General features: G+C 46.1%; 10 protein-coding genes. 3 read left to right on the top strand and 7 right to left on the bottom strand.

The features are described from left to right. Positions 1-50: 50 nt before the first annotated feature. The gene (locus L4D06_RS02595) at positions 51-1,034 is read left to right on the top strand and encodes a chemotaxis protein CheV (RefSeq protein WP_429737761.1); all 984 of its coding nucleotides are present in this window, start codon (positions 51-53) and stop codon (positions 1,032-1,034) included. A 192-nt stretch (positions 1,035-1,226) separates the two neighbouring features. Here the strand turns inward: L4D06_RS02595 and L4D06_RS02590 are convergent, their stop codons facing one another. Both L4D06_RS02590 and L4D06_RS02585 read right to left on the bottom strand, forming a co-directional pair. Further along, positions 1,227-3,350: a TRAP transporter permease gene (locus tag L4D06_RS02590; protein WP_274163963.1), complete on the bottom strand. Its 2,124-nt coding sequence runs from the start codon at positions 3,348-3,350 to the stop codon at positions 1,227-1,229. A gap of 167 nt (positions 3,351-3,517) precedes the next feature. Then, positions 3,518-4,531 carry a TAXI family TRAP transporter solute-binding subunit gene (locus tag L4D06_RS02585; protein ID WP_274163964.1) on the bottom strand — a complete coding sequence of 338 codons (1,014 nt, stop codon included), beginning with the start codon at positions 4,529-4,531 and terminating at the stop codon, positions 3,518-3,520. A gap of 510 nt (positions 4,532-5,041) precedes the next feature. Between L4D06_RS02585 and L4D06_RS02580 the strand changes: the two genes are divergently transcribed. After that, entirely contained in the window at positions 5,042-5,293 is a 252-nt protein-coding gene (locus L4D06_RS02580; RefSeq protein ID WP_274163965.1) for a hypothetical protein, read from the top strand. A 186-nt stretch (positions 5,294-5,479) separates the two neighbouring features. Here the strand turns inward: L4D06_RS02580 and L4D06_RS02575 are convergent, their stop codons facing one another. The 4 genes from L4D06_RS02575 to L4D06_RS02560 form a co-directional block, all read right to left on the bottom strand. Continuing rightward, complete coding sequence (locus L4D06_RS02575; protein ID WP_274163966.1) at positions 5,480-5,968, bottom strand: hypothetical protein; 489 nt, start codon at positions 5,966-5,968, stop codon at positions 5,480-5,482. Positions 5,969-6,269: 301 nt separating this feature from the next. Continuing rightward, positions 6,270-7,697 carry an NAD-dependent succinate-semialdehyde dehydrogenase gene (locus L4D06_RS02570; protein WP_429737760.1) on the bottom strand — a complete coding sequence of 476 codons (1,428 nt, stop codon included), beginning with the start codon at positions 7,695-7,697 and terminating at the stop codon, positions 6,270-6,272. Between the two features lie 344 nt (positions 7,698-8,041). After that, positions 8,042-9,379 (bottom strand): CoA-disulfide reductase, encoded by a 1,338-nt coding sequence (locus tag L4D06_RS02565; RefSeq protein ID WP_429737759.1) that lies wholly within the window; start codon positions 9,377-9,379, stop codon positions 8,042-8,044. 76 nt (positions 9,380-9,455) lie between these two features. Beyond that, positions 9,456-10,856, bottom strand: a complete 1,401-nt coding sequence (locus L4D06_RS02560) for an L-cystine transporter (RefSeq protein ID WP_274163968.1) — start codon at positions 10,854-10,856, stop codon at positions 9,456-9,458. A gap of 683 nt (positions 10,857-11,539) precedes the next feature. Here L4D06_RS02560 and L4D06_RS02555 point away from each other — a divergent pair. Further along, entirely contained in the window at positions 11,540-12,817 is a 1,278-nt protein-coding gene (locus L4D06_RS02555) for a hypothetical protein (protein ID WP_429737758.1), read from the top strand. A gap of 114 nt (positions 12,818-12,931) precedes the next feature. Here L4D06_RS02555 and L4D06_RS02550 read toward each other — a convergent pair whose 3' ends face one another. Beyond that, positions 12,932-13,960, bottom strand: a complete 1,029-nt coding sequence (locus L4D06_RS02550; protein WP_274163970.1) for a Preprotein translocase subunit SecY — start codon at positions 13,958-13,960, stop codon at positions 12,932-12,934. Between the last annotated feature and the right edge of the window lie 40 nt (positions 13,961-14,000).

Below are 14,000 nucleotides of genomic sequence, written 5' to 3'. Positions count from 1 at the left end.
GCTGATAGAGGACATTGTAAGTTTAGCCTCTAAAAGAATCGGGACTTGGCATGAGCACAGAACAAAAAACAGCGATCCTGACAGAAAGCGGAACCAACGAGCTTGAAATCATTGAATTTCGGCTTGAAAAGACACAGCCAGATGGTACCAAAAAGCTGTGTTTTTATGGCATCAATGTTGCCAAAGTACGCGAGGTTATTCGTGTGCCAAGCACGACAGACTATCCCAACGCGCAGCCCAACGTACTTGGCGTATTCTCCTTAAGAGGGAAGCTCATTCCTCTCGTCGATTTGGCGGGATGGCTCGGCGTACCAACACACAACCCTGTTGATACTAAAGTGGTCATTGTTACCGACTTTAACCGCATGTCTAACGGCTTTCTGGTTGATAGCGTGAGCCGTATACACAGAATATCGTGGGAAGAAGTCGAGTCTCCGAGTTCATTCCTTGAAGCATCAGATCAAGATTGTGTGGTCGCGGTTGTACGGCAGGATTCCAATTTGATCATGATCTTGGATTTTGAAAAAATCATTGCTGATATCAATCCCGAACTCAGCATGGAAAAATACGATGTCACAAAAGATAAACGCGTTGTGATTGATGACGCGATGGTGGCCAAACGTGAAGCGAAAACCATCATGGTGGTGGATGATTCCGCATTCATTCGTCGTTTGATTGAAAACACCCTTCGTTCGGCGGGTTACAACGTTATCACTGCGAAAGATGGTCAAGAAGCTTTAGACTCACTCACTGAATTTGTTCGTTTGTGTTCTGAAGAGAATGTCCCGATTTCAGAGTTCGTTGATGGTGTGGTAAGTGACGTCGAAATGCCCAAAATGGATGGGATGTATCTAGTCAAACAGTTAAGGGAAATCGAAGAATTCAAAATCATGCCCATTGTGATGTTCTCTTCTCTGATGAGTGACGATAACCGTAAAAAAGCGTTAGATTTAGGCGCCAATGATACGATTACCAAACCAGAAATTGGTCGTATGGTGGGCTTAATGGATAGTTTCGTATTGAAAGATGAGTGATCGTCTAAACACAGGAATATCCATGTTTTTTCGTATATAAAGCGCCTTCAATGAGGCGCTTTTTTGTATCTGACTTTTCGTGTCTAACTTTTAGTATTTAACGTTTAATATCTGCCGGTCAGCGTCTAATATTTCGCAACTGGTATTTTGCAAACAACCCTCGAATTGTCGGCAAGTTTTGAGTTAATCGTGTTATATCGCGGCTTTTCTATAGGTGTAGCCAACCAAACTTAGGAATACTAAAGCACTGACCAGTGGAACCATCAGACCCAGTCCCGGCCACATCATAAGCCCTGCTAATGCAAATGCGAGCACTCGCAATGGCCATCCTAGAGGGCCTTCTAAGTAGCCCTCAAGACCTCCTACCAAGGCCCATGTGCCAATCACCGCAAATATGGTCACGAAGAGCACTTGCTGAAAATCGCCTGAAACGAGTGGCGTATACGCCATCAAAAGCGGCACTAGATAAAGCCCCTTGGCAATTTTCCATGCTTTAAAGCCTGTCGCCATGGGCGGTGTTTTAGCAATGGTTGCAGCCGCAAAGGCGGTTAGGCAGACAGGCGGCGTGACATTACTGTCTTGTGACAACCAGAAAATAATCAGGTGTGCAGCCAACAAGGCTAAGCCGACAGTGGTTGCCCCCAAACCTTGCTCCAACAAGGTGGCTTTAAAATCATCGGGTACCTTGCCAAGTAGGTCGATAGCCGCTTCAAAATTCATGGGAGAACCAAGCGCAGCCAGTTGTTCAGGTGCGACCAACATGAAAATGGTTTTGGCTTCTTCGGGCAATTGCCCCGTTGTCAGCAGTTCTAACAATTGTTGTTCTGCAATCAAGCCGTATATGGCAGGCGCTGACAGGGTGCCGAGGACAATGTATGACGCAGTGACCGGTAATCCCATACCTAGAATTAACGATGCAACAGCGACTAAAACCAACATGATGAACAAACTGCCGCCAGCCCAATCGTTGATCATGATAGAGAAAGTATTACCAATCCCCGTTGTACTGATGACATTCACGACTAAACCAATCCCTGTTAATAACACCGCAGTGGTGGCCATGTTTCGGGACCCCTGGGCTAGGGCGTCGACAATGTCTGAAAAGCCCATTCTGTTGGGAGAAAGCCATGAAGCGACGACCACAGAAATAATTGAAATACCGGCGGCGTAAGTAGGTGTGAAGTCTTGAACCAACAATGTAACCAGCACAACGAGCGGGATCAGGTAATGCCAGCCTGACGCCAACACCGATAGCATCGACTGTGTTTCGGTTTCCACTTGATGAACGCCAGAACGCTTGGCTTCAACGCGAACGAAAAATGCGACGGACAGGAAATAGATTAATGCAGGGGCAAATGAAACAGCGATGATTTCGACATAAGGAATTTGAGTGTAGGAGGCCATGATAAATGCGCCAGCGCCCATAACGGGCGGCATGAGTTGCCCACCTGTTGATGCTGCTGCCTCAACGCCAGCGGCAAACTTGGGAGGAAATCCGGCTTTCTTCATTAATGGAATGGTAATAACACCCGTGGACACCGTATTTGCCACACTTGAACCTGACACCGACCCCATCAACCCCGAGCCCATTACGGCGACAAAACCGGGCCCACCAATGATCTTACCCGCCGCCGCTCGAGAAACGTTGATGATGTAGTCACCCGCACCGGATTTAACCAAGAAAGCGCCAAATAGAATAAACATGAAGACATAGCTCCATGAGATCCGCGAAATTGGACCAAACATGCCCTCGGAACTATAAAAAGCGCGGTACAGCATGGTTTCAGCAGAAAGACCTGGGAATGAAAAAATACCGTCTATCCAACTGCCCCACCAAACAACATAGGTGAGGGCGACCAGTATTAGACAGGGAATAAACCAACCCATGGTGCGTCGAATCAACTCTAACGCAATCAAGATAGCAACGACTGAGAATACCCAATCGGTCATGACGAAGGTGACACCTCGCTCGTACAGCGCATCTTCACTCACAATGATATAAATCAGACAGGCAACGGCAGCAATGGCAATACCAATGTCGATGATGAGTGCGAATTTACTTTTTCGCCATCTTGCAGCAGCGGGATAGGTCAGAGCGCACATGACAGAAAAACCGGCAAAGTGCGCGGCAGATACCCAAAGTTCAGGCAATGTGGCGAGCGTATTAAACCAGATGTGTACCAACGAGATGACAACACCAATCAGCGTGACGCATCGTGTTAGCAACGGAAAATCAGTTCGTTGGGTTAATTCGAATTGAGACAGAGACTTGTCGTTATCGGATGAGTGATTGGCGTTGCTGGGTGGGTTAGTCATGTTTCCTCAAACGTGCATCTTGCTTGCACGACGTACTTTGAAGTTACGGCCCGTATGTACAGAGTCTCACGGAGATCACAATGCAAAAGGGCATGGCATGGGGCACAGAACATCATGCGAATCAATATGGACAAAACGCGCTGACCCTAAGGTCAGCGCGTCTTCAATTACTTAGCAATGAGGTGTGTTGGGATCTCTATCCCTTGCTCCTTGTAGAAGCGTGCTGCGCCTGGATGCAGCGGAACTGGCAAACCATTGATCGCTTTTTCGAGTGCCATCGCTTTAGTGGCCTTATGGATGCCATTCAAAAACGCCAAGTTTTCATAAATTGTTTTGGTCAAAAGATAGACATCGTCATCTGTAATGTCGCTGCGAACCGCAAGAAAGTTAGGTTGTGCAACTGTTTCAACCGCTTTGGTTTGACCAGGATAAGTGTTTGGCTCGATGACAAAGCGCGTCCAAAGGTTGTAACCACCGTTGGCTTCTTTCATTTGTTCGTCAGTAAAATTGAGAATGGTTATCTTATCGCCCATCGCTGCAAATGCGCGAGTAACAGCACTCACGGGCACACCCGCAGGGGTGTTCATGCCATCAACAGTGCCGTTTTGCATGGCATCGGCACTCGCTCCATAACCAAGGTAAGCGAAGTCTAATTTCTCGGTATCAACACCTAAGCCACCCAAGATTTGCAACCCTGAGCCTTCGGTGCCTGAGTTCTTTTTACCGATAGAAAACTTTTTGCCGTCCATGTTATTCATGTCAGCAATGGTGCCCGTTTTTGCGTTATCACTTTTAACGACAAAGTGTTCTACGTTTTGCCAAAGCATTGAGACTGAACGTAATTCTTTCTGAGGTCCGGATTGCTTGAGTTTACCTTCACCAGACCACGCCCATGCGCCATACAGACCTTGCAGAATGGCAAACTGTGCTTCGTTTTCTCGTAGCAATTTAATGTTCTCACCAGAACCCGCAGAACTGATGGCAGACAGAGAGAAGTCGTATTTAGGAGCAAGCTTCACTTTGCTGAGTGTTGCCAAAGCAACGCCTACTGGGTAATAGGTTCCGCCCGTCGATGCTGTCGCCAAGATGTAATCACGGTCTTCTGCTGCTGCACTGTTGACGCCAGTCAGCACAATGGCAGTCGATAGTGAAAGTGTTTTAATCAGTGTTTTGATTTTCATACAACTCTCCAATGTTAAAATGTCCCTAGGGGCTGTTCATATTTGGTGGTTAAGTTATGTTCTAGCTAAAAGCATTTTAGGCGAGGCGAGGTGTGTGCCGCCTAGTCATTCTAAGCAAATACGCCTCAACAAAGCATAAAATGCTTTTAGCAGAACCCTTCGGGCAGCGTTTGTGGCGACTTTCTCCTGCGTTATCGACTTCTCATGTAGGCCAGCTACACATCGAAGCCTCTTCCTTGCATAAAGCCGCCACAAACTGCTGCAAAAATCATCACCAAAGATCAACAGCCCCTGGTGTTCGCGGCAATCAGATGTGTAGACGACGTCACACGGCTTCTGAGAGTAATCATTGAGCAACGAAAGAATAGCCGAGCTTGTGAGTTTTTTGTTAACAACGATGTGTAAATCCAAACACCGTCTCAGTTTTTTTCCCGCTGTTCCACTCGTGTAAGACTTTAGTCTAGTGTTCATTTTGACTTATGATGTTCGCTAACACTGACCGAGGTAACTATGTCAAAACCCAATAAAAAGCTGCCAACACGATCTGTCGATATCGTGTGTGGAAAGTGCAAAACCTTGCTGTTTAAATACAAGAAGGGCGGCAAAGGAGCGCTGGTGAAATGTTTTAAAGAGCGGATCGTGGTGGACTACACCGAGCGGCCTTGCACCTGCCCACATTGCGAAACCGTGTTTGCAAGAGAAACATTAGTTCGTGGTACACCGGCATATAAAATTATCGGTGTGAAAGCGACGTTGAAATAGCGCTGTAACCACAAAAGTAATAGGGGCTGAATTTGAGGCTAGGTGGTGCTTGTTTGAGTTTATTGAAGCTCAAGGCCTAAAAGATAGGAATGAAGAGAGATAAAGGCGGAAAGATAAAGACAGAAAGAGAAAGAAATGAAGAGAGGGAATTGCTGGCAATGCATACTCTCATTGCCAGCACAAAAATTAGATACCTGCGCGCTTAAACAAACCCGCCATCAACTTAGAATTGGATTTCACTCCCGTTGATTTGGTTTTGAACTCACCCGCTAGACGTGTGTTACCGATATCACGAGCGATGTGCTGCATGGTTAGGTACATGTCTTTCGCAGATTTCATGCGATTAGTGTCGTTCAATGGTGCCAGTAGTTTCACCATGTCAGAACCTGTCATGTTCTTTTCAATGGCGTGCTCTTCAATCGCAGACAGAAGCTTGTCCAAATCGACGGTTGCATCTGAGCTTTCAACGCCTTGTTTTTTCATTGCTTTTAGATTGCGTCGGCGGATCTGCTTAATGATGAAAGAAGGGCGATTAATGCGTTTAAAACCCCAGTAACCCGCTGCGATTACGAGAGCGATACCACCAACCACGTATGGCCAGATAGGACCGGAAGATTCAGCAACGGTTTGGGCGGTAGTAACTACCTCAACGGCAGTAGAAGGTACATCAGACATCGTTTTACCTTAGTGTTCATATTGATGGGTCGTAGTGTCGCACTGTGGCACGAAAATACACTGTCACGCTTCACATTAAAGGAAACATCCTTCGACAGAAAAGTTCGTTTGTAGAATTTTTATGCGATCTGCATAGTAACAGACCTCGAACACATAGGCGTGCGTTAATTTTGGGTGAATAACGTACGGTAAAAAGTGCATGAAAAGGTTTCACAAAGGTTGCGAGTGAAAAGGCAGAGCTTGATGGCTCTGCCTCTTGTTGTTCAATGGAATCACGTCTTTAGAAAGGAGGGTAGGAAAGTCACATGCCTCCAAGACAGATGTATTTTGTATTGAGGTATTCGTCTAGCCCTTGTCTTGCGCCTTCACGACCAATACCCGACTGTTTCACCCCACCAAAGGGGGCAACTTCTGTCGAGATAACCCCTTCGTTGACGCCGACCATGCCGTAATCGAGTGCTTCGGCGACGGCAAAAATACGGTTGATGTCTTTGCTGTAAAAATAACTCGCGAGTCCGTAAATGGTGTCGTTCGCCATTTCAACGAGTGAAGCATCATCATGAAAACGGATAACGGGGGCAATGGGGCCGAAAATCTCTTCCCGTACAATACTCATACTGTGTTCAACATGAGTGAGTACGGTGGGCGTGAAGAATTGTCCGTCTAAATCTTCGCCTCCGACACTGATTGTTGCGCCCTGTGCCACCGCTTCTTCTACTAAGCGTTGCACTTTGTTCTTGGCATTCGCATCAATCAATGGGCCCACGTTTACGCCATTATCAATACCATTACCTACAGTCAATGTGGCGACTTCTGCTGCGAATTTCTCGACAAACTTGTCATAAACAGCATCGTGTACGTAAAAGCGATTCGCACAGACGCAGGTTTGCCCTGCGTTTCGGAATTTCGAAGCAATCGCGCCTTTCACGGCTAAGTCGATATCCGCATCATCAAACACGATAAACGGCGCATTGCCCCCCAGCTCCATGGAAACGCGTTTAACGCTCTCCGCACTTTGTCGCATTAGAATACGCCCAACATTTGTTGAACCTGTAAATGAGATTTTGTTGATCTTGTCGCTGCTACAAAACAATTCACCTACCATTACCGCATCGTCGCTGGTGACAATATTGAGTAGACCCTCAGGGAGTCCCGCTTGGCGTGCCAATTCGGTAACTGCATAAGCGCTCAATGGTGTTTGCGCTGCGGGTTTAGCAATGAAACTGCAACCTGCAGCAATCGCGGGCGCGGCTTTTCGTGTGATCATCGCAATGGGGAAATTCCAAGGCGTGATAGCCGCGGCGACACCGACAGGTTGTGTGATGGTCATAATGCGACGGTCAGATGATGGTGTTGGAATGGTTTCGCCGTAAGCACGTTTAGCTTCTTCAGCAAACCATTGAACAAACGACGCGCCATAAGCCACTTCACCACGTGATTCCGCAAGCGGCTTTCCCTGCTCAAGGGTCATGATCCTCGCGAGGTCTTCTTGGTTATCCATGAGTAATTGATACCAGCTCATCAAGATATCGGCACGCTGTTTAGCGGTTGTTTTTGCCCATGATCTTTGCGCGATTTCGGCTTTGGCTATCACATTTTCAATTGTTTCGCTGGAATGAGAGGGAACATAACCGAGGACATGGCCTGTGGCGGGGTTAGTCACAGTGATTGCACTGTTCACGTTTTCACACATCGCAGAGAGCAAAGAGAGGTTTTTGATCTGATCCATCATTGGCTTCCATTGTTAAACCGAGAGCGTCTTAGTATTAGACTAACGACGTCATAGGAGGAGAGCAATATGAAGAGGCCGCTCATTTTGATAAGTGGCAAAAATGAACCCATTGTGTGAAGTGTCCATTATTTTGAACGAATACGGGAGTTGTTGGGCGCGAGTTGCGGTTGAGTTTATGTCTAGTGCGATGGGGTGGTACGTCGCTTTTATGCGGGGTAATGATCTGGCTAGCTAGTGAATTGGCTGATTAGAGATCTCAATGAAAGGTCAGCGGCTTTACTGGCTAACGAGGATGCTAGCCAGTAAAGCGATGTCACTGCACTATGCGCGCTTAGCTTGTCTTATTTTGCGACATTGCCAGCGACGTTCATGATGTCCCATGTTCGTGAAAACGGCGGTGCATATGCGAAGTCCATCATGCCAAGTTGGCTGGTGGTCACACCCATGATAATGGCGACAGCCATTGCATCAATTCGATGTACTGCACCTTTGTAGCCGATCAACTGTGCGCCCAATATACGTTTGGTATCGGCTTCATACACTAGCTTCATGTGCATATCAGATTGCCCTGCACAGTAGTTTGTGTGGCATTTGTCATTAATAGTGATGCTTTTCGTGTTGAAACCTGCCTCATTCGCTTCGCGCTCAGACAACCCGGTTCGGCCTGCTTCTAAGCCGAGAACGCGAACACAGCTGGTGCCGATAGAACCAGGAAACTGCAAAGGTTCGCCATCCACTTGTGCGATGTTGTCACCGACAAGGCGACCCATTTTATTGGCACCTGTTGCTAGCGGAATGTATTGATGGCGCTGTGATACTGAGTGCCAAATCGCGGCACAATCTCCTGCCGCCCATACGTCTGGAAGGGAAGTGCGTCCGGTTGAGTCGGTTTTAATCGCGCCATTGGTTAAGGTATCAATGCCTGTTTCTTTGAGAAATGCCGTGTTGGGCTTAACGCCTGTGCACACGACAACAAGATCGGTGGTGTACTCGCCTTTGTCAGTAACAATACCAGAGACGGCTTCGTCGCCTGCGATTGCCATGAGTGATTCGGACGTTAGAATTTCTACGCCAGCTTTTTCAAGTTCAGCATGAATATGTACACTGATTTCTGCATCGAATGCGTCTGGGATTAATCGTTCCGCGCGTTCGATCAAGCGAACTTGTTTACCCTGATGGATCATGGCTTCCGCAACTTCAAGCCCAATGAAGCCTGAACCTATGATGGTGACATGCTGGCAATTTTCATCTTCAATCGCTGATTTGAGTGATAGGCCATCTTTCATCACACGTAAGGTATGCACACCTGCTTTATTTAAGCCTTCAACGGGCGGCAATACTTCACTGGCTCCTGTTGCAATCATTAGTCTGTCGTAGTGGACAATGAAGGTTTCGCGTTGGTGTGTAACTTCAAGCTTCTTATTGTCAGCATCAACTTTATTCACGCGATGACCGGTTTTAACGTTGACGCCACGCTCAGCGAATTGCGCTGGGGTAAATTCCGACATAAATCCACTGTCGTTGAATTCGCCTGCGACGAAATAGGGTAATCCACATGCACCAAAAGAAATAATCTCAGACGCTTCGTATACAGTGATGGTTGCGTCTGGGTTTACACGTCGTGCTTTTGCTGCAGCGCTCATGCCTGCAGCTTCCCCGCCAATAATGATGATATTCATGTTGCTTTCCTCGTGGGCAATTCGCCCAAAACTAGAAATGGGGGCGAAAGCCCCCAAATATTAAAGGTGTTATTGATTAGGCTGTGGCGTCTTCACCATCTAGATTTAATGGTTTGTCATCATTAAACACCGCCATGTCAGTTTGTCCCATCAATTTACTGGTGACCGAACCTGCGGTAATTGACCCTGATACATTCAGAGCGGTACGACCCATATCAATTAGTGGCTCGATAGAAATCAACAGACCCGCTAACGCGACAGGGAAGTCGAGTGCAGACAGCACAATCAATGCTGCGAATGTTGCGCCACCACCGATGCCAGCCACACCAAATGAACTAATAGTGATGATAGCGATGAGCGTCACGAGGAAGCCGATATCGAGAGGGTTCACACCGACTGTTGGTGCGATCATCACAGCCAACATCGCAGGGTAGATGCCCGCGCAACCGTTCTGACCAATGGTTGAACCAAACGATGCTGCGAAGTTCGCTATGCCATTCGGAATCCCCAATGCTTTTTCTTGAGTTTGTACGTTCATCGGAATCGAAGCAGCGCTGCTGCGAGATGTAAATGCAAAGGTCAGTACTGGGATGATTTTTTTGAAATGACGAATTGGGTTAAGGCCGATTAAAGCAATAATCCCTAAGTGAATAGCAAACATGGTGAACAGTGCGCCGTAAGAGGCAATCACGAAGTTAGCCAAGTTGACAATATCAGCGTAGTTCGAGCCTGAAATGACTTTGGTCATCAGTGCCAGAACGCCGAAAGGCGTAAGACGAAGAACCAAGGTAACCATGCGCATTACGATGGATTTTGCCACTGTAATAAAGTGCTCGAACGACGCAAATACGTCAGGCTGTTTCTTGGCGATGCCTGTTGCTGCGATACCGATAAAGATAGAGAAGATAACCACTGCAATCGTAGATGTTTTGCGCGCACCAGTCATGTCGAGGAATGGATTCGCAGGAATAAACTCAAGGATCATATTGGCAAAAGAGAGAGATTCTACTCGGCCGAGATTGGTTTCTAAAGATTGACCACGAGCGACTTCGGCAGCGCCAGCCGTTAAGCCGTCAGCGGTAAGGCCAAACATCAGAGACCAGCCTATACCCACCAGTGCAGCAATCATGGTTGTGAGTACCAACACGCCAATGCTCATGCCACTGATTTTTCCGACAGAAGAGCCACCCTTGAGCTTAAGAATGGCCGAAATAATGGACACCATCACCAAAGGTATAATGATCATTTGCAAAAGCTTCACATAGCCTTTCCCGACGATGTCGAAATAATCAATGCTTGCTTTAATAATATCGGAACCCGCACCGTAATAAAGTTGTAGTAGACCACCAAATACAACCCCCAACCCTAAGCCAGCAAATACACGCTTGGTAAAAGGAACATGCTGTGATTGGAGTCTATAGAGGAAATAGATAAGTCCGGTGAATATTGTTAGGTTTAATATAACGCTTAAGGCCATTTTTAAAATCCTTAATGATAATAGCGGGCTAAATAAAGGTAATGATTTATTTCCTATCGTGTTCTTTGTGACTACGTGCCAGCGTCATACCCCTATTCTCATGAGGGGAGGATGATATGACAGCAACTTGGTTATATGAATTAATTCAATATCACTAAAAGTTATATATTATAATTTGAACAATAATAGATTCACATATGCGCACTTGTTTAATTATTCTGGTGTGTTTTGTTGCTATCTTGTGTCGATATTGTTTTATTTGTATTTCTGCATTTCCCTTTTTTAGTGTGACTTGGCTGAGTGGAATTAATATACATTGATGATTTTATTTTTAGCGTGACGATTATCTAGCAAATTAAAAACAAAATAGCGCTATATATTCCGTATTTATTATTGCTGTGAATTTATCAAAATTGACTTAATCTTCTCGCGTTTTAGTGCAATTTAAGTCGTGCAAATTACCGAACTTCATGGTGTATCACTTACAAACCTTAATGTGATCTTTGTCACTAACAATCATTCGGCCTATTTCTCTGTTGAACTAGATTTTTAGATATGAACCAGCAATCGAACTTGGGTTAGTGCTGATTGAATACGGATCATGTTTTTTTGATGTGTCGTGCATTGGTTCTACTAAAAAAATTACAAATTTTCAGTGGCAGTGACCAATTAAGGGAAAACCTATGAAAAACATCACAATATCGGGGTTGAGCATTGCTTTGGCTATGTCGCTAACAGCCTGTCAATCAACGTCAGAACCCGCTCAAATTGCGAGTGAGACCAACCAGGCACAACAGCAGAGTACAAACACGCTTCAAATCTTTGAAAAAGCCAAGTCGGATTACACTCAATGGCTACGTAAGATGGAGGAGAGTCAACCGTTTCGCTTATACAGCAGTGATCTCGTCGATGATTTGTTCGATGCGTGGGAAGAGGCTGTAGATGTCTATGCGGATTTTGACGCAGACCCAGAAAAAGCGACTGAAAGCTATTCTCTCTTTTCGTCTGGCACTTATGCAGAGGTGTTCGATAAACGACTAGGAGAGGTCGCTGCGTTGCATGCGGAGTTATTAACCCTTAAACAGACTGCTGACGATCTTCTGGCTGAAGCCATCACTGAAATGGCATACCTCGACGCTATTGGTGCTGAAGAGGTATTTTCCTCTCGTTATAAGCGGATAGCGAAAGAGTACCGATCGCTTTTTGTCTATGTCGCAGACAACGATTTAGATGATGCACAACTCAAACAAGTTCGGTTTTTGAAGAATGCCAAATCTTTAGAGGTGGCAGTTGTACTCAAGCGAAACATAGAGCCACTGCAGAAAGAGTTAGCGCTGTTGCGTAAAGAAGGGTTCAGATCCATCGCTCCAATCAGTTATGCAAAAGCGAATGCGGCGTTAGATCAAGCGGCAGCGACGGTGTCTGCTGAGCCTAGAGCTGAAGACGTGATAGAAGAAGCTGTTTTCTTGGTTAACTTCGAACTGGATCACCTTAAGCATATGGGTTTGGAAGTGAAGCGGTTTAAGAGCGTGAACGATGGGAAATTTGAACCTTTAATCTTAGCGTTGGAGAATCAAATTCATCGTATCTCTCAGGCGCTCGACCAACAAGATTTAAGAAACAAACCTATTAAGCAACAGACAGATTTGTTGGCAGGACAAGCAGAGACTTTGGTAAAGTCGCTCAAAAACAAGCCGGACGTGGATCCTCAATTGACGGAACTGATGGCGAAGTTGGAAGAGGTGAACAGTGACTTGTCGAATACTGAGCAGCAAGTGGATGTGCTGTCTGCGCAAGTGGTGACACTAGAGGCTAAAAAGGCGTCTGATGAGAGCCTGATTGATGACTTACGTATGGTTATCGATACCATTAAACCAGACGAAGCCAAGGTAAAACCTTCTGAGAACTCGACTTCCGTCTCTGACAGCGAGGCAGTTGCCGCTGAGAATCCAAAAGTTTGAGTTGAGACTCTCGACTATTTCTAGCAGCAACAAAAAGCGCCTATATGGCGCTTTTTTTGATTAGTCTGAACTGTGGGAGAATCGTAAATATCAAACAGATGGCATCAGTAGTTGCTAAGCGCACAAGTAGTAATGATGGTTGGCCTTCTTCGCGAGCACCCCGTCATTCACCATTGTCTCGAACAAGGCATCCACATCATCATTTGTTAACAAAAAATGCTTACAGACAGCTTTCTTTGAACACGTGATCACACCGCCTTTCACCGCAGCTTCGACACGTTGTGCCAACGTCAGCGCTGATTCTTCTTGTTCATTTTTTTGGCTGTCTTGATTAACGACAAGATCGAAATCCGTTCTGTGTTCCAAATATCCCATCGGCTGAACAATGTTGTCCGGGGTGATATCGATTTCAGCGTGATGTCGGTAGAAGCGGCGGAAACGCGTTTCTTCACCAATCACGCCGACAAAGAATGCAGCGAAAAGATCCAATAAGATCGACAGGAAAACCACCAAACCAAATTGAGCAGTTTGCTGAGAAACCTGAAATGCATCCGCGAGACTGTCGATAAGTCCAATAGCAGAACCTTGAGCAACAGGAGGAAGTGAATCACGTTCTCCCGCCAGTCGAATTTGCTCTTCTCTCAGCTTATTATTTTGAGCCTGTATACGAGTCACGCCAGTCGCGATACGTTCCATTTGAATGTACTTTTCTGCAGCGAGGTTGTTCAAATCGATTTGTTTTTCTATCGCCTCGATTTGTCGGTTGTACGCATCGACTTTAGCTTGTTCAATCGCGATAACACTTTGCGCTTTGTTTGTGGCGCTATTGATACCGCCCACACTTCCGCCAATCGAAATCGCAGCAAGTACAAGGTAGAAAGTCAGCGCAGTAAACGAACCCACATAATTACGATGAGCTCGTCGCTCTCCAAATTCGTACCACGCGTAAAACTTACCTGCCTCAAAGATGATCGCCAAGGTACCAAATAGTGCCTTCATCATTGGGCTGTCATCTATCGAGAGGAAAAGCAGGAGTGAGAATACCGTTGAGGTGACCACAGCAGCGCCAGTGAAGCTGTAAACGCTGATCATGGCGAAAGGGCCTTTAGGGTAACGATACCCGAGCATATTTTTGTAGTGCATAGTTTTCTTTCAAGTCACGGTATGAAGGGCGCGAGGATAC

The sequence above is a fragment of the Enterovibrio makurazakiensis genome (genome assembly GCF_050336585.1).
In the GTDB taxonomy this organism is placed as follows: domain Bacteria; phylum Pseudomonadota; class Gammaproteobacteria; order Enterobacterales; family Vibrionaceae; genus Enterovibrio; species Enterovibrio gelatinilyticus.
This window is presented reverse-complemented; position numbering and strand designations above follow the sequence as displayed.